This is a genomic window from Oceaniovalibus sp. ACAM 378 (assembly GCF_008085915.1).
Taxonomy (GTDB): domain Bacteria; phylum Pseudomonadota; class Alphaproteobacteria; order Rhodobacterales; family Rhodobacteraceae; genus Oceaniglobus.
The window spans coordinates 16,846-34,020 of sequence record NZ_VSJK01000004.1 but is presented as its reverse complement, the minus strand read 5'-3'; the positions used below and the strand labels follow the sequence as shown (position 1 = coordinate 34,020).

Here is a 17,175-nt window from a genome sequence, read left to right as displayed (position 1 = left end):
TTCGGTGCAGGATTGTCCGGGGCCATTCTGCGATCAATATATAGGCGGTTTGATGGACAGGGAAACGTCAAAGGTCTATGCGGGCGCAATGACCAACCAAAACGCTCAGAGTCCCGCCGCGCCGCGGTCACGATTTCGCTGGCGGCCCGATCCGTGGTCGGCGACCGCGCTTGTTATTGCCGCGCTGGTGCTGCTGCCGCTGATATCGGTGTTTTGGCTGGCGCTGCATCCGTCCGAGAATATCTGGCCGCACCTGATGGCCACGACGCTGCCCCGGTATCTGGGCAACTCGCTGTTTCTGATGATCGGCACCGGGCTTTTGGCCGGGTCAATCGGCGCGGGGGCGGCATGGGTGGTGGTGATGTACCGCTTTCCGGGCGTGCGCTGGCTGGAATGGCTGTTGCTGCTGCCGTTGGCGATTCCGGCCTATGTCGGGGCCTATGCGCTGGTTGATTTTCTGGATTACGCCGGGCCGGTGCAGACCTCGCTGCGCGCCATGATGGGTTGGACATCCGCTGCGGATTACTTTTTCCCCCGGGTGCGTTCCCGCGAGGCGGCGGTTCTGGTGCTTGCGGCATCGCTCTATCCCTATGTCTATTTGCTGACCCGGGCCGGATTGCGCGAACTTTCGGGCGCGTCTTTCGATGTGGCACGGGCGCTGGGTGCGGGGCCGTTTGCGCGGTTCTGGCGGGTAGGCCTGCCGTTGACCCGGCCTGCGGTCGCCGCCGGTGTGGCCATCGTGATGATGGAAACGGTGAATGATTTCGGCGTCGTCGATTATTTCGCGGTGCAGACCCTGACCACGGGGATCTTCACCGTCTGGCTGGAGGCACGCAATACGGGGGGAGCGGCGCAGATCGCGCTGGTCATACTGGCGCTGGTTCTGGGGCTGGTGATGATCGAGCGGCTGTCGCGCCGGCGTTCGCGGTTTCATCAGATGTCACGCCAGCAGCGCGGCGTCGTTCCGACAGAGTTGACGGGATGGCGCGGCTGGGCGGCGACGGTGGCCTGTGCGCTGCCTTTCGCATTCGGTTTTGTGCTGCCGGTCGGAGTGATTCTGTCCCACGCAGTCGAAAAACCCGACCGCTGGGTCGATCCCGGGTTGCTTCGCGCGTTCTGGCATACGGTTGCGACGGGCGGGCTGGCTGCTTTGCTGACCGTCGGGGCGGCGCTGATTCTGGTTTACGGAGTGCGGCTGACCGGACGCGCGCTGCCGCGCGCCCTGCTGCCGGTGACGACCATCGGCTATGCCGCGCCGGGGGCGGTTCTGGGGTTGGGATTGCTGATTCCGCTGGCGGCTTTTGACAACCGGCTGGCCGATGTCTGGACCGCGATCAGCGGCACGGATCCGGGGCTGTTGCTGACCGGCGGCGCAACGGCGATCGTGCTGGCCTATTCCGTGCGGTTCTTTGCGATCGCACAGGGCGCGACGGATGCGGCGATGGGGCGTGTGTCGCCCAACCTGCCGATGGCTGCGCGCGCATTGGGGCGCAGTGCGGGGGGCACGCTGACCAGCGTCTATGTGCCGCTGATCCGCGGGTCGGTGGGCACCGCGCTGTTGCTGGTCTTTGTCGATTGCGTCAAGGAACTGCCGGCCACCTTGTTGCTGCGGCCGTTCAATTACAACACCTTGGCGACACGGGTGCATGAACAGGCATCGCTTGAGCGTTTGGGCGACGCAGCACCTGCCGCCCTGCTGGTGATGGCGGTGGGTCTGGTTGCGGTGGCAATTCTGGCGCGGGCAAACCGGGCCTGATCGGGACCGGGTCGCACGGATAACAGCGGGCGCAAATGTCTAGCGAGCCAGCAGCGCCGTGATCTCGTCCAGCCCGGGCATCGAGGCGGCGGCGCCGGGGCGGGTAACCGAAATTCCGGCTGTCGCACAACCGAACCGCGCTGCCGTGACCGGATCATCACCCCGGGCCAGTGCCGCCGCAAATCCACCGTTGAACGCATCGCCCGCGCCGGTGGTTTCGACCACGGGGCCGGGCGCCACAGCGGGCAGATGCACCGCGTCACCGTCGCCGGCGCAGACCAGTACGCCCAGCGCGCCAAGGGTGATTATCACGTTGCCGACGCCCCGGGCCTGCAATGCGCGGGCGGCTGCTTCGGCCTCGGTCGTGGTGGTGACGGGCAGGCCGGTCAACGCCTCGGATTCGGATTCATTGGGGGTGATCCAGTCGCACAGCGCCAGCATGGCGTCCGACAGATCGGCGGCGGGCGCGGGATTGAGAATCGTCGTTACCCCGCCCTCACGCGCGATTTCAAGACCACGCTGCGCCGCATCCAGCGGTTGCTCCAGCTGGGTCAGAAAGACGTCGGCACCAGAAATCAATTCCTGTTGCGCGTCCATATCGGCGGGGCCCATGGTGCCTGCCGCGCCGGGGCAGACGATGATCGCATTGTTTCCGGTGCCCGCCTCAAGAAAGATGAACGCAGCGCCGGTATGGGATTCGGGATGGTGGGTGACGGCCGGGATCACGCCCGCGTCGCGCCACAGGTCAAGCGCCATATCGGCAAAAGTGTCCTGCCCAAGACGGGTGATGAAATAGGTCTCGGCTCCGGTTTTCGACCCGCCACTGGCGCGGGCACAGGCAACCGCCTGATTGCTGCCCTTGCCGCCTGGGCCAAGCGCAAATCCCTGACCCAATATGGTTTCGCCAATCACAGGCAAACGCCCGGCGCGGAATGTGGAATCGGCGGCAAAAATGCCGGTGATGACAACGCGACCTGCCATCTCAGACGCCCCGGCGAGGGGTGAAGCCGCAAGACACCTGCTGTTTGTCAGCGAATACGGTGACGAAACCCGGCAAGGGTGCAGTGGGGCCAATCGAATTCGGGAACGGCATTTTCACACCATTCATGAGCCTTGATGTGACGAGTGATTTACAGATGGCCAACATAGTCAAGAACTCCTCCCAGACCGCGCCGAAAGCTGGGATCGGCGCGGGCCTTTGTCAATTTGGACGTCGTTTATTAAGAACGGGTCAACGGCGGTGCGTTTGAACACCGCCGCGAACCGCTGACTAGAACGGAATTTCGTCGTCCATGTCGCTGGCCGAACCGCGCCCGCCGCTGTCGCCCCGGTCGTTTCCGCCTCGGTCATTCCCGCCGCGGTCGTTGTCGCCGCCATAGCCGCGATCCGGACCGCCCTGATCATAGCCGGTGTCACGGTCGCTGGAGGAACGGTCACCCGATCCGCCATCGCGCCCGTCCAGCATGGTCAGAACGCCATCAAACCCCTGAAGCACGACTTCCGTGCTGTACTTGTCCTGGCCCGATTGATCCTGCCATTTGCGGGTCTGAAGCTTGCCCTCGATGTAGACCTTCGAGCCTTTTTTCAGGTACTGCTCGGCGATGCGCACCAGACCTTCCTGAAAGATCGCGACCGAATGCCATTCGGTCCGTTCCTTGCGTTCGCCGGTGTTCTTGTCTTTCCAGTTTTCCGATGTGGCGATGCGAAGATTGCATACCTTGCCACCATTCTGGAAGGACCGGACTTCGGGGTCACGGCCCAGATTGCCGATCAGGATAACCTTGTTCACTGAACCTGCCATTGTGCCTTTTCCCTTTTGATTGCGCTGATTCCCGCGTTCGCGCCCGGTGTTATACCGCAGCCGTCCCGGTTTAACAGTTGTAGTCGTCGCGCCAAGGGTGGATTTCATTCCGGCTTGGAGTATAGTCGCGACGAAATATCGATTGGGCTAAGCGAATGATAGGCAAAACCTCGCTGATTCTGGCGGTTGTCGTGACATTTCCCGGGTTGGGTGCGGCAGATACCCTGACCGTGTCATCCAAGAGTCGGCTCAAGCTGTTCAGCTCGCAAACCCGGGTTCTGGATGATCGTGCGTCAAAGCAATATGCCAATTCAGCCCGACTGCGCCCTGAAACGGTAAGTATTCCGTCGCGCGGTTCCGACGAAACGGCGCCGCGTTATGTGGGCAAGTACAACGGTCCTTATCTGACGATGGCACGCGCAGCGGCACGTATGCACAACGTGCCCGAAGAACTGTTCCTGCGACTTGTCCAGCAGGAATCGGGCTGGAACCCGGGTGCGGTGTCGCACAAGGGCGCCATCGGGTTGGCACAGCTTATGCCGGGCACCGCCCAGCGACTGCGGGTCGATCCAAACAACCCGAAACAAAATCTGGAAGGCGGCGCGAAATATCTGCGCCAGCAGTTCGAGACGTTCAAGACATGGCGTCTTGCACTGGCCGCATACAACGCCGGGCCGGGGGCGGTGGAAAAGCACGGTGGGGTTCCGCCGTACAAGGAAACCCGCAATTATGTGCTTACGATCTGGGGCAACTGACCGGCGATCCGGCGGTTGCAGAACCCCGGCACCCGCATGGCCATTGGCCGGAAACGGGTGCCCGGGTAATCGCGCTTCAGACCTGACGCACCGCGCCCTTTGCGGCGCTGGTGGTCAGCGCGGCATAGGCCCTCAGCGCGGTCGTGATCTTGCGCGGGCGGGGCTTGTCGGGGTTCCAGCCTTTGATCTCGCGCGCGGCGCGGCGTTCAGCCAATGTTGCCTCGTCCACATCCAGCCGGATGATCCGGTTGGGGATATCGATGACGATTGCATCGCCTTCCTCGACCAGACCGATGGTGCCGCCTTCGGCTGCTTCGGGCGAGACATGGCCAATGGACAACCCGCTTGATCCGCCCGAAAACCGCCCGTCGGTGATCAGGGCACAGTCTTTGCCCAGCCCCTTGGATTTCAAATAGCTGGTGGGATAGAGCATTTCCTGCATCCCCGGACCGCCGCGCGGCCCCTCGTAGCGGATGAGTACGACATCGCCGCGGTGCACCTTGTTGGTCAGGATCGCGGATACGGCATCGTCCTGTGATTCAAACACCCGCGCCGGGCCGGTGAAGGTGAGGATCGATTCGTCCACACCTGCGGTTTTGACGATGCAGCCTTCCTCGGCCAGATTGCCATAGAGCACAGCCAGCCCGCCATCCTTGCTGAACGCATGGTCGGCACTGCGGATCACGCCATTCTCGCGGTCAAGATCAACGGAAGCGTAACGTTGCGACTGGGAAAACGCGGTCTGGGTCGGCACACCGCCGGGGGCGGCGGCATAGAATTCATGCACCGAATTCGCCGTTGTCTGTTTCACATCCCAGCGTTCCAGCGCCGCCTTGAGATCGGCGGAATGGATTGATTTGACGGATGTATCCAGCAGCCCGGCGCGGTCAAGTTCGCCGAGGATCGCCATGATGCCGCCGGCGCGGTGAATATCCTCCATATGCACATCGGCCTTGGCAGGCGCGACCTTGCACAGCACCGGCACGCCGCGCGACAGGCGGTCGATGGCGGCCATGGTGAAATCCACCTCGCCCTCATGGGCAGCAGCCAGCAGGTGGAGCACGGTGTTGGTCGATCCGCCCATGGAGATGTCCAGTGTCATCGCGTTTTCGAACGCGGCGAAAGTGGCGATGTTGCGTGGCAGGACCGATGCGTCATCACCTTCGTAATACCGTTTCGCCAGATCGACGATCAGATGCCCGGCCTCGACAAACAGCCGTTTGCGATCCGAATGGGTGGCAAGGACCGAACCGTTGCCGGGCAGGGCCAGACCCAGCGCCTCGGTCAGGCAATTCATCGAATTGGCGGTGAACATGCCGCTGCAGGACCCACAGGTCGGGCAGGCCGAACGTTCGATCGCCGTGACATCCGCATCCGACACGCTGTCATCGGCGGCGGCGACCATGGCATCGACCAGATCCAGCACCTTTTCCACGCCGTTTTCCAACACGACCTTGCCCGCCTCCATCGGTCCGCCCGACACGAACACCACGGGGATGTTCAGCCGCATGGCGGCATTCAGCATCCCGGGCGTGATCTTGTCGCAGTTGGAGATACAGACCATCGCATCGGCGCAATGGGCGTTGACCATATATTCGACCGAATCGGCGATGATTTCGCGCGAGGGCAGGGAATAGAGCATTCCGTCATGGCCCATGGCGATTCCGTCATCCACGGCGATGGTGTTGAATTCCTTGGCCACACCGCCTGCCGCCTCGACTTCGCGCGCCACCATTTGCCCCAGATCCTTCAGGTGGACATGGCCGGGAACGAACTGGGTAAAGCTGTTGACGATGGCGATGATCGGTTTGCCAAAGTCGCTGTCGGTCATTCCGGTCGCACGCCAGAGCCCACGGGCCCCCGCCATATTGCGTCCATGGGTGGTGGTGCGTGAGCGATAGACGGGCATGGGTGCGGTTCCTTTCCAAGGTACGAGTCGCCCCTGCATACTCTGGTTTCGCAGGGGGCGGAAAGGGCCGGAAGCGGTGCAGGCAATGGCCCAGTCGGCGGGATCAGCCGGCGCGGCGGAACGCCGATGGTGTCTGCCCAGTCTTCAGGTGGAACGCGCGGGTGAAATAGGCAGCCGAGCGGAAGCCGAGCGATTGCGCCACATCCTTGATCGGCACCCGGGTTTCACGCAGCAGCCTGCGAGCCTCGAAATGCACGCGGTCTTGCAACAGGGCCGACGCGGTGCGCCCGGATGTGATCTTGCAACAGCGCGACAGATGGGTCGCGGTGACACCCAGTTGGGCGGCATAGTCGGACACGCCATGGCCCGTGCGGAAATCCCGCTCAATCAAGGCGGTGAACGCGGCTGATATCCGGTCTGCGGCGCATTGGTCGGTGCCGTCGTCAAGGGCTGCGGGGCCGGCCTGACGCTCCATCCAGACCGTCAGCAACCCGGCGTGGTGCTGCAACGCACGCTCCATCGCTTCGGCGCCAAGTTGCAGTTCCCGTTGCACGCTTTCCAGTTGGTGCGCCATTTCCGACTGTGACTGGGAATCGCGCAGCCGCAGGTGCAGCGCATTGACCGGCATGTCGATTCCACTGTCGCGCGGAAAGAACAATGCGACCCCCGAAACCTGCCCCATCATGTCGAACCCGTGCATCGTGCCCGCAGGCAGCAGAATCGCGTTGTGCGGGCCATAGCCACGGGTCACACCGTTTACCGTGATTCGCCCCTGACCCCGGGTGAACCAGTACAGGACCGGGCCGGAATAGCTGCGCATCGCTTCGGTGCGCCACCGGTCCCCCAGCGCGAAACGCTGAAGCGGAACAAGGCGGAAGCCCAAAAGGGCGGTTTCGGCAAATGTCATGTCTGATCGGACCCTGGCAGAGGAACGTCGGTCGGCAGTGCCCCGGCATTGCTGAACGGGGCTGGATGAAAGCGTCATGGTAAACGGGCGAGGAGTCAAACGGAGTCTGTGGTGAGGGCGCGATTGTTCTCAATCGCCGGACAGTTCCACCGCCTGCCAGTGTTTCATTCGATTGCGAAACCAGGTGCGCTGGCGTTTGGCATATTGTCGGCTGGCGATCACGGCGCGGGTGCGTGCCTGATCCAATGTCATGGTGCCCTGCAGGTGCGCGATGAGTTCGGGCGCCCCGATGGCGCGCGATGACGGGCGGCGCTGGTCCCAGCCGGGCAGGTTTTCGCGCGCTTCGTCCAGTGCACCCTGCTCCAGCATCGTGTCGAACCGCCGCGAGATCCTTTCAGTCAGCCAGTCGCGCCCGGGGTTCAGCACCAGCGGCAGGCAATCGGCCAGCGCCAGCAGGGGCGGGGGGGTCGTATCCTGCCAATCGGCCAGCCCGCGCCCGGTGGTTTGCAGCACCTCCCATGCACGCTGAACGCGGGCGGGATTGGCGCGGTCGATCCTGCGCGCGGTTTCCGGGTCGATCGCGGCCAGCAGCGCCTCTATACCCTCGTCCGCCATTATCGCGTCACCCCGCGCCCGAATCGCCGAGGGCGTCAGCGGAATCTCGGCCATCCCCTCGGTCAGAGCGGTAAAATTCAACCCCGTCCCACCGACGATCACCGGACGTGGCCCGCTCAGAACTGGCGCCACATCGCGCAACCAGTGCCCGGTAGAGTAGGGCGCATCAAATGCGATGTGGCCGTACAGAAGATGCGGGGCCGCGCGTTCCTCGGCCAGCGACGGGCGGGCCGTCAGGACGCGCCAGTTGCCATAGACCTGCAAGGCATCGGCATTGACGATCACCCCGCCATGGCGCGCAACGATCTCCAGCGCGAGCGCCGACTTGCCGCTGGCGGTTGGTCCGGCGATCAACACCGGACGATCCGGCCCTACCTCGGCGATGATCCGTCTAAAGGGCATGTGCAGCCTTTGCGCCGTTGAAACCCGTCGGCTTTTGCGCCATTTGTCGCCCCGATACAATCACAGCGCAGGAGCACCCCGATGGCCGACGATTCCGAATCGATGCCGCAGGTCACGTACGACCGTGTCCTGCTCAAGATATCCGGTGAGGCGTTGATGGGCGACCAGGGCTTCGGGCTGCACCCGCCCACGGTTCAGCGCATCGCCTCCGAGGTGAAATCCGTGCGCGACCTAGGCGTCGAGATCTGCATGGTGATCGGCGGCGGCAACATCTTTCGCGGCCTTCAGGGCAGCGCACAGGGGATGGAGCGCACAACCGCCGATTACATGGGCATGCTGGCCACGGTGATGAACGCCCTTGCGATGCAAAGCGCGCTGGAAGAACTGGGCATCCACACCCGGGTGATCAGCGCGATTCCGATGGATCAGGTCTGCGAACCCTATATCCGCCGTCGTGCCGTGCGCCACCTTGAGAAAAAACGGGTGGTGATCTTTGCTGCCGGCACCGGCAACCCGTATTTCACAACCGATACCGCAGCGACCCTGCGCGCAAATGAAATGGCCTGTCAGGCGATCTTTAAAGGCACCAAGGTCGATGGCATATATGACAAGGATCCGATGACCAATCCGGATGCAAAACGCTATGACAGAGTCAGCTATGACGAGGTGCTGAGAAAGAACCTCAAGGTAATGGATGCCAGCGCAATTGCACTCGCCCGCGACAACAGACTGCCTATTGTGGTGTTTTCCTTGGATGAACCGGGCGGTTTCCGTGGAATTCTGGCGGGGCAAGGCACCTATACAATCGTGCACGCTTGACGTTATAAACTGAAAAAACCGCGCGGGCGGGAATTGCCCGGCGTAATATCGTACGCGAGGTGTGACAATGGCCGACGAATTAGAGCTGGATACAGCTGATCTGCAACGACGGATGGACGGGGCGCTGGACGCACTGCGCCACGAATTCGCATCGCTGCGCACAGGGCGCGCCTCGTCCTCGATGGTCGAGCCGATCATGGTTGATGCCTATGGACAGCTGACGCCGATCAATCAGGTGGGTACGATCAACGTGCCCGAACCGCGTATGGTCACCGTCACCGTCTGGGACAAGTCACTGATGGGCAAGACGGAAAAGGCGATCCGTGAATCCGGTCTGGGGATCAATCCGGTGATTGACGGTATGACGATCCGCTTGCCGATCCCGGAACTGAACGAAGAGCGCCGCACCCATCTGGCCAAAGTGGCCGGAGCCCGCTCGGAAGATGCCCGCGTCGCCATCCGCAACGTGCGGCGCGACGGGATGGACCAGTTGAAAAAGCTGAAGGCCGCCGGTATGTCCGAAGACGATCACAAGGTCTGGACCGCCGAAGTGCAGGATCTGACCGATGCGGCGATCGCGCGCATCGACGCCACTTTGATCACCAAACAGGAAGAAATCATGCAGGTTTGACCTGCGCGGGTGCGAAACCTTTCGCGCCCGTTCTCCGTGCTTGTCCCCAGGGGCGTCGCGCGGCAATGCCCACCGAGTGAGGAGAGGCAGTTTGACCACCGCAGTGACAACACCCGAAACGAAATCCGGCGGACCCCGCCATGTTGCGATTATCATGGACGGCAATGGCCGCTGGGCGCAATCCCGCGGCCAGCCGCGCCTGTTCGGCCACCATGCCGGGGTGAAGCGGGTGAAAGAGATCGTGCGCGCCAGTCCCGACCATGGCGTAAAATACCTGACCGTCTTTGCCTTTTCGACCGAGAACTGGAAACGCACCCAGGTTGAGGTTTCCGGACTGATGAAGCTGTTCCGTCGCTATATCCAGTCCGAGGCCCGCGATCTGCTGGCCGAAGGCGTGCGGGTCCGGTTTATCGGGGACCGGCTGCAGCTCGACGCCAAACTGCGCAAGGTGATGGACGAGATCGAGCTTTTGACCTCGAAGAACGACCGGGTGCATCTGACCGTCGCGCTGAACTATGGCGGACGCGACGAAGTGGCGCGGGCGACAAAACGGCTTGCGATCGAAGTGGCGGCCGGGCGGATCGATCCGCATTCCGTCGACGAAACGACACTGGCGCGGTTCCTTGACACCTGTTTTCTGCCCGACCCGGATCTGGTGATCCGCACCAGCGGCGAAGCACGGATTTCAAACTTTCTGCTGTGGCAGTCGGCCTATGCCGAATATGAATTCATCAACACGCTCTGGCCGGATTTCAGCGCGGCGGAATTCGCCACGGTTCTGGCTGGATTCGGCAGGCGCGAACGTCGGTTCGGCGCCGTATCTGCATGACCGCCAAGCCCGGACAGTGGGACGACCTGATCGTCCGCATGGGCTCGGGGGCGGCGATCGCAGTGGTCGGGCTGGCCTGTGTCTGGGCCGGTGGCGTATTGTTTCTGGCGCTGACTGTTGTGATTTCCACCGTGATGGTGTGGGAGCTGACCCGCATGCTGGACGTGGACGCGCCGGCGCTGCTGATTGCCGGGTTTGCCGGTCTGGCGCTGTTGATCGCTGACCAGATGCCGCCCGGTTACGCGCTGCCGTTGTTGATCGTGCCTGCCTTTGTGGGGTTCGGTCAGCTCAAGCTTCGCCGCGTCACGTTTATGCTTTATACGGTGATGATCCTGTTGGCCGGGTATGGACTGTTCATCCTGCGACAGGATTTCGGCTTTGTCTGGATGCTGTGGCTGGCGCTGATCGTGATCGCCTCGGACGTTGCCGGATATTTCGCGGGCCGGTTCATCGGCGGGCCAAAGTTCTGGCCCCGCGTAAGCCCGAAAAAGACATGGTCGGGCACCATTGCCGGTTGGATCGGAGCGGCGGCTGTCGGGTGGCTGTTCGTGGCATCCACCGGTGCCGGGCCTCAACTGATCGGCATTTCAATCGCGCTGGCCATGGCGGCGCAGATGGGCGACATCGCGGAATCCGCAGTGAAAAGGCGCGTCGGGGTCAAAGACAGTTCCAACCTGCTGCCCGGCCACGGCGGGTTGTTCGACCGGTTCGACGGGATGCTAGGCGCGGCGATATTCCTGCTGCTGGTCTGGCAGCTTGTGGATTTTCCGCCGGGCCTTTCATGAGGCATCTGCAGATATGAGGCGGATCTCGGTTTTCGGCGCCACGGGATCCATCGGCGGCAACACTCTGGATCTGATCGGGCGCGATCCAGGTGCATACCGGGTGGTCGCGCTGACCGGAGGTCGCAACGTGGCGCGACTGGCCGAACTTGCGCGTCTGCACCGGGCCGAAATCGCTGTGACCGCGAATGAGGACTGTCTTGACGATCTGCGTGATCGCCTGTCGGGATCGGGCATCGAAGCGGCGGCGGGGCAGGGTGCTTTGGTCGATGCCGCGCGCCGGCCTGCCGACTGGATCATGTCCGCCATCGTCGGCGCGGCGGGGCTGGCCCCGGGCATGGCGGCGCTGGAGCAAGGCACCACTCTGGCACTGGCCAACAAAGAATCGCTGGTCTGTGCCGGGCCGCTTTTGCTGGCCACGGCAAGGCGGCACGGCGCGACAATCCTGCCTGTGGACAGCGAACATTCCGCCGTCTTTCAGGCGTTGATCGGTGAAGACGTGGGCGCGGTCGAACGGGTGATCATCACCGCATCGGGGGGCGCATTCCGGGACTGGCCGCTGGAGCGTCTGGCGCGTGCCACACCCGAACAGGCGGCTTGCCATCCCAACTGGTCCATGGGCCAGCGGATCACGATCGACAGCGCCAGCATGTTCAACAAGGCGCTGGAACTGATCGAAACCCACGAGTTCTTTGGCATAGCGCCGGAAAAGATCGAGCCGCTGATCCATCCGGAATCGATGATTCACGCTATGGTCGGTTTTGTCGATGGCGCGCTGATGGCGCATGTGGGGCCACCCGATATGCGCCACGCCATCGGCTTCGCGCTCAACTGGCCGCACCGTCAAGCGCTGCCGGTCGAGAGGCTGGATTTCGCGGCGCTGGGGCAGTTCACCTTTGCCGCACCGGACGAGATACGGTATCCCGCGCTGCGCCTTGCGCGCGAGGTGATGCAGGCCGGCGGATTGGCCGGGGCGGTGTTCAACGGCGCAAAGGAACGGGCGCTTGATGCGTTCATCGCCGGGCGGATCGGGTTCACCGATATGGCGGTGGTGGTCGAGGGCGTGTTGACGAAGATGTCAGCCGACCGCCTGATGAATGACACGATTGCGCTTGATACGGTCGCAGCGGCAGACCATCTGGCACGCAGACGGACAGACGAGATCATCGTCGCAAGACACTAAGGCAGGTATATCATGGATTTTCTCGGGCTGATCCCGTCCTTCGGCAGCTTCTTCTGGTCGGTTGCCGCGTTTATCGTGGCACTTTCGATCATCGTCGCGGTGCATGAATACGGCCATTACATCGTTGGGCGCTGGTCTGGCATCCATGCGGATGTGTTTTCGCTGGGGTTTGGGCCGGTCCTCTACACCCGGACCGACAAGCGCGGCACCCAATGGCAGATCGCCGCACTGCCCTTCGGCGGCTATGTGAAATTTGCCGGAGACGCCGATGCGGCCAGTGTCGAAACCGCCGATGTCACCCGGCTGAGCGCGGCCGAGCGTCGGCGCACCATGTCCGGCGCACCGCTTTGGGCGCGGGCAGCCACGGTTGCGGCCGGGCCGGGGTTCAACTTTGTGTTCTCGATCCTGATTTTTACCGCGGTGATGATGTTTCGCGGCGTGGCCAGCGACCCGCTGACCGTGGACCAGGTGATGCCGCTGCCCTATCAGGTGCAGGGGCTGCAATCGGGTGATGAGGTTCTGGCGATTGCCGGGCGCGATACGCCCGCACTTGCCGGGCTGGACGGTTATATCGAAACGCTGCCGAAGGAGCCGCAGGTCGATTATCTTGTCCGACGCGGCGACGAAACGCTGACCGTGCAGGGGCCGCATCCTTATCCACCGCTGGTCAACGGCGTGAATCTGCAATCGGCGGCGATGGATGCAGGATTGCAGACCGGCGATGTCATCCTGTCGGTTGATGGTGATCCGATCTTTGCCTTCGATCAACTGCCCGCCAAGGTGGCCGCGGCCGAGGGCAATCCACTGACACTTGAGATCTGGCGCGATGTGGCGGGCGACGGACAGACCGAAACCATCGTTTTGTCGCCCCGTCGCGTGGATTTGCCCGGTGCCGGTGGTGGTTTCGAAACCCGTTGGCTGATCGGCATTTCCGGCGGGCTGTTCTTTACCCCGCAGACCGAAACGCCGGGACCGTTCACGGCCATCGGGCAAGCGGCGACACAGACGCTTCGCATCGCGCAGATGAGCATTTCGGGCATGTATAACATGGCAGTCGGCGCGATCAGCAGCTGCAATATGCAGGGCCCCATCGGCATCGCCCAGACCAGTGGCGCGGCAGCATCGCAGGGCGGGCTGACCTTTATCTGGTTCATCGCCGTCCTGTCCACGGCTGTCGGATTGCTGAACCTGTTTCCGATTCCCGTGCTGGATGGCGGCCATCTGGTGTTTCACGCCTATGAGGCGGTGACCGGCCGCCCGCCCAGTGAAGGTGCGTTGCGGATCCTGATGATCGTCGGGCTGTCGTTGCTTGGAGCGCTGATGCTCTTTGCGCTGACGAACGATCTGTTCTGCCCCTGATTTCCCGGATTTGCGCCAAATTGCGGCCACAATCCGTGGGTATGACCGAGCGAACAGCGAACCTGCCATGTGAAAGGGCCATCGGACATGCAACATATTCAAGCCGGAGCGCGGAGCTTTTCCCTGCTGGTTTCGCTTGGTTTCGACCGGATCGTATTTTTTGGCGTGCTCGGTGCGGCCCTGATGACGGCGGCATTTCTGGCGTCCCTGTGACCCCGAAGCATCGATAATCTGACAACATCTATGGTTTTAAGGCCCGGAATGCATAAATAAGCGATTCCGGGCCTTGTGCGTTTTGACAAGCCCCTTTGTTGCCGGTACTCAGGCACTACTGGAAGTCGGCATCGGATTGGGGCACATGGGCATCGTGAATACAGGCGTTCGGCGCCGGGCACAGACGGCAACCTGGATCAAGGGTTTCTGCCTTGTCTTTCTTTTGGCCCTTGGTGGATTTGCGGGTCTTTCCGCTTCCCCCGCTCAGGCGCAGGCATTTCAATTCAATTCGGTTACGATCGAAGGCAACCAGCGGATCGAGCCGGGAACGATTCTGTCCTATGCCGCGATCAGCCGCGGAGAAGCGGTATCGGGCGCAGAGTTGAACGACGCCTATCAGCGGATCGTAAATTCCGGTCTGTTTGAAACTGTGGAATTGGTGCCCGGCGGTTCGACGCTGGTGATCCGGGTCAAGGAATGGCCGACGATCAACCGGATCAACATCGAAGGCAATGCGCGCATCAAGGACGAGCCACTTCTGACCTTGGTCAAGTCGCAGCCGCGCCGCGTCTATAACCCTACGGTGGCCGAACAGGATGCGGCATCCATGGTCGAGATGTACGAAGCGCGCGGGCGTCTTGCCGCGACGATCACCCCCAAGATCATCCGCCGGTCCGACAATCGCGTCGATCTTGTGTTTGAGGTGGTTGAGGGCAAGGTCGTCGAGATCGAGCGTCTGTCGTTTGTCGGCAACCGCTCATTTTCTGACAATCGGCTGCGCCGTGTGCTGGAAACAAAACAGGCGGGGCTGCTGCGTTCCGTGATCCAACGCGACACCTTCGTGGCTGACCGGCTGGAACTGGACAAGCAGCTGTTGCGCGACTTTTACGCAACCCGTGGCTTTATCGATTTCCAGACTTTGAGCGTGAACAGCGAATTCAGCCGTGAACGCAATGCCTTCTTTGTCACTTTCTCGGTGCAAGAGGGCCAGGCTTACAAGTTTGGCGAAATCAGCGCCTCAAGCGTTCTTCCGGGCGTCGATGCGCAGGAATTTCTTGGCGTCACCAAAACCCGTGTCGGTCAGACCTATTCACCTGTCGCGCTTGAGAACGATATCAATCGGATGGAACGGCTGGCGTTGAAAAAAGGACTGACCTTCATTCGGGTAACGCCTCAGGTTAATCGCGATGACCGCAACCTGATCCTGAACATTGATTACGTGATCGAACGCGGTCCGCGGATCTTTGTCGAGCGTATCGATATTGAGGGCAACCAGACAACGCTTGACCGTGTCATCCGGCGGCAGTTTGACTCGGTCGAGGGCGATCCGTTCAACCCGCGCCAGATCCGGCAGGCGGCAGAACGCATCCGTGCGCTGGGATATTTCGGCACGGCTGATGTGAACACCCGCGAGGGAACGGCCCCGGATCAGGTGGTCGTTGGCGTTAACGTCGAGGAACAACCCACCGGCAGCCTGTCTTTTGGCGGCAGCTACTCAGCCGACTCGGGCGCGGGACTGAATGTTTCGTTCTCGGAGCGTAACTTTCTGGGTCGTGGTCAGACGTTGAGTTTCTCGGTGACCTCGGGCACCGATTCCACCTCGTCGAACTTTACGTTCATCGAGCCTGCCATTCTTGGGCGTGATTTGGCCTTTTCGTTCCGGGCATTCTATTCGGTGACTGAGCAGGACAATTCGTTCTATGACACCCGGGTTGTCGGCGTTTCGCCGGGGCTTGATTTTCCAGTGTCCGAATTTGGGCGGCTCGGGGTTCGGTATTCCGGATCGAAAGATACCATCCTGAACGTAGACGCAGGTACGGACGACGGTACGCCGACCGGGAAACCGCTCAACTCTCCGATTCTGCTGGATGAAGTGGGATCGAAGGAGACCAGTTCGCTTGGCTATACCTATACCTATGACACGCGGCGCGGCGGGCTGAGCCCGAACACCGGCATCCTGTTGCAGTTCGGGCAGGATTTCGCGGGTCTGGGCGGCGATACCAAATATGTAAAGTCGACGGCCAAGGCGATTGTCCAGACCAAGGTGATGAACGAAGAGGTGACTCTGCGCGCCACGGTGGAAGGCGGCGCTGTGCATTCCCTGAACGGCAACACCACCCGATTGACCGACCGGTATTTCCTTGGGCCGAACCTGTTGCGCGGATTCTCGTCCCGTGGCGTCGGCCCGCGCGATCTGGAAACAGTCAATCAGGACGTTCTGGGCGGCAACATGTACGCAGTCAGCCGATTGGAAGCTGAATTTCCTGTGGGACTTCCCGAAGAATACGGCATTTCCGGCGGTGTGTTTCTTGACGCAGGATCGGTCTGGAGCTTGGACAATACCGCAGGCGCGGGCGGGGTTGAGGTTGACGATGCGTTCAAACTGCGGGTCGCGGCCGGGGTTTCGGTGTTCTGGGACACGCCGATTGGCCCGCTGCGTTTCAACTTCTCCAAGGCGTTGAAAAAGGAAGATTACGACGATGAGCAGAACTTCAACCTGACGATCTCGACCCAGTTCTGATATGGTGGGCGGTGGTCTGCGCAACGGTGTTTTACCGTTTTGTCTGGCGGCCCTGCTGGCGATGACGCCGGTGGGCGGTCGCGCAGTGGCGCAGCAGGTCACCCCCGTTCTGACGGTCAATCAGGAAGCTCTGTTTCTGCGTTCGGCTTTTGGGCAGCGTATCCGCGACGACATTGCCCGGGCATCAGAGGAACTGGCCGCTGAAAACCGCGTGATCGAAGCCGATCTGATGGCCGAGGAACAGTCTTTGACCGAACGCCGTCGGTCCATGTCGATCGAGGATTTCAGCGCCGAGGCCGAAGCATTCGACAGCCGTGTCGTTGCGATCCGCAGTGAACAGGATGCCAAGACCCGCGCCATCAACCGCGCAGGCGATGAAGGCCAGCAGGTGTTTTTTGCCCGCGTTGCCGAAATCTTGAGCCAGTTGATGCGCGAACGCGGTGCCGTGGCAATTCTGGATGAGCGCGTGGTTTTTCTCGCCGCTGATGTAATCGACATCACCGAAGCCGCGATCGCGAGGATTGATGCGGCCATCGGCAGCGGCGTGAACGAAGCCACCGAACCGCCTGCGCCCGTTCCCGACCAAGACTGACCGGCAGGATTCGACAGCGTCATCAACCGAACATATCGGTGCCGATCGACCAACTTGCGGCGGGGCGGCGCAGTTGCTAGTCAGGACCGACACGAGAGGAT

General features: G+C 61.9%; 16 protein-coding genes. 11 read left to right on the top strand and 5 right to left on the bottom strand.

The annotated features are described in order from the left end of the window. The first annotated feature begins 88 nt into the window (after positions 1 to 88). On the top strand, positions 89 to 1,756 hold the full coding sequence (locus tag FQ320_RS06135) for an iron ABC transporter permease (protein ID WP_148471096.1): 1,668 nt from the start codon (positions 89 to 91) through the stop codon (positions 1,754 to 1,756). Positions 1,757 to 1,795: 39 nt separating this feature from the next. Here FQ320_RS06135 and FQ320_RS06130 read toward each other — a convergent pair whose 3' ends face one another. Then, positions 1,796 to 2,737, bottom strand: a complete 942-nt coding sequence (locus FQ320_RS06130) for a ribokinase (RefSeq protein WP_148470788.1) — start codon at positions 2,735 to 2,737, stop codon at positions 1,796 to 1,798. Positions 2,738 to 3,026: 289 nt separating this feature from the next. Further along, positions 3,027 to 3,557: a single-stranded DNA-binding protein gene (gene ssb, locus FQ320_RS06125; protein ID WP_148470787.1), complete on the bottom strand. Its 531-nt coding sequence runs from the start codon at positions 3,555 to 3,557 to the stop codon at positions 3,027 to 3,029. Between the two features lie 155 nt (positions 3,558 to 3,712). Between ssb and FQ320_RS06120 the strand changes: the two genes are divergently transcribed. Further along, positions 3,713 to 4,312 carry a lytic transglycosylase domain-containing protein gene (locus tag FQ320_RS06120; protein WP_148470785.1) on the top strand — a complete coding sequence of 200 codons (600 nt, stop codon included), beginning with the start codon at positions 3,713 to 3,715 and terminating at the stop codon, positions 4,310 to 4,312. Positions 4,313 to 4,388: 76 nt separating this feature from the next. Here FQ320_RS06120 and ilvD read toward each other — a convergent pair whose 3' ends face one another. The 3 genes from ilvD to miaA all read right to left on the bottom strand — a co-directional run bounded on the left by ilvD (position 4,389) and on the right by miaA (position 8,145). Next, a complete protein-coding gene (gene ilvD, locus FQ320_RS06115) occupies positions 4,389 to 6,221 on the bottom strand; it encodes a dihydroxy-acid dehydratase (RefSeq protein ID WP_148470783.1) in 1,833 nt (610 codons plus the stop codon). 103 nt (positions 6,222 to 6,324) lie between these two features. After that, complete coding sequence (locus FQ320_RS06110) at positions 6,325 to 7,128, bottom strand: AraC family transcriptional regulator (RefSeq protein WP_148470781.1); 804 nt, start codon at positions 7,126 to 7,128, stop codon at positions 6,325 to 6,327. Positions 7,129 to 7,257: 129 nt separating this feature from the next. Next, positions 7,258 to 8,145, bottom strand: a complete 888-nt coding sequence (gene miaA / locus FQ320_RS06105; protein ID WP_148470779.1) for a tRNA (adenosine(37)-N6)-dimethylallyltransferase MiaA — start codon at positions 8,143 to 8,145, stop codon at positions 7,258 to 7,260. Between the two features lie 81 nt (positions 8,146 to 8,226). On the opposite strand from miaA, the gene pyrH reads away from it, so the two are divergent. The 9 genes from pyrH to FQ320_RS06065 all read left to right on the top strand — a co-directional run bounded on the left by pyrH (position 8,227) and on the right by FQ320_RS06065 (position 17,074). Then, positions 8,227 to 8,964, top strand: coding sequence for a UMP kinase (gene pyrH, locus FQ320_RS06100; RefSeq protein ID WP_148470777.1), 738 nt, complete (start codon positions 8,227 to 8,229; stop codon positions 8,962 to 8,964). 67 nt (positions 8,965 to 9,031) lie between these two features. Further along, on the top strand, positions 9,032 to 9,595 hold the full coding sequence (gene frr, locus FQ320_RS06095; protein WP_148470776.1) for a ribosome recycling factor: 564 nt from the start codon (positions 9,032 to 9,034) through the stop codon (positions 9,593 to 9,595). 91 nt (positions 9,596 to 9,686) lie between these two features. Continuing rightward, positions 9,687 to 10,424, top strand: a complete 738-nt coding sequence (gene uppS / locus FQ320_RS06090; protein WP_255509391.1) for a polyprenyl diphosphate synthase — start codon at positions 9,687 to 9,689, stop codon at positions 10,422 to 10,424. Beyond that, entirely contained in the window at positions 10,421 to 11,209 is a 789-nt protein-coding gene (locus FQ320_RS06085; RefSeq protein ID WP_148470774.1) for a phosphatidate cytidylyltransferase, read from the top strand. Before uppS ends, FQ320_RS06085 begins: the two co-directional genes overlap by 4 nt. A 13-nt stretch (positions 11,210 to 11,222) precedes the next feature. Beyond that, a complete protein-coding gene (dxr, locus tag FQ320_RS06080; protein WP_148470772.1) occupies positions 11,223 to 12,389 on the top strand; it encodes a 1-deoxy-D-xylulose-5-phosphate reductoisomerase in 1,167 nt (388 codons plus the stop codon). Between the two features lie 12 nt (positions 12,390 to 12,401). Then, entirely contained in the window at positions 12,402 to 13,748 is a 1,347-nt protein-coding gene (gene rseP / locus FQ320_RS06075; RefSeq protein ID WP_148470770.1) for an RIP metalloprotease RseP, read from the top strand. Between the two features lie 87 nt (positions 13,749 to 13,835). Further along, on the top strand, positions 13,836 to 13,961 hold the full coding sequence (locus FQ320_RS26310; protein WP_255509390.1) for a hypothetical protein: 126 nt from the start codon (positions 13,836 to 13,838) through the stop codon (positions 13,959 to 13,961). Between the two features lie 145 nt (positions 13,962 to 14,106). Beyond that, on the top strand, positions 14,107 to 16,482 hold the full coding sequence (gene bamA / locus FQ320_RS06070) for an outer membrane protein assembly factor BamA (RefSeq protein WP_148470769.1): 2,376 nt from the start codon (positions 14,107 to 14,109) through the stop codon (positions 16,480 to 16,482). Between the two features lies 1 nt (position 16,483). Further along, entirely contained in the window at positions 16,484 to 17,074 is a 591-nt protein-coding gene (locus FQ320_RS06065) for an OmpH family outer membrane protein (protein WP_148470767.1), read from the top strand. Positions 17,075 to 17,175: the final 101 nt, after the last annotated feature.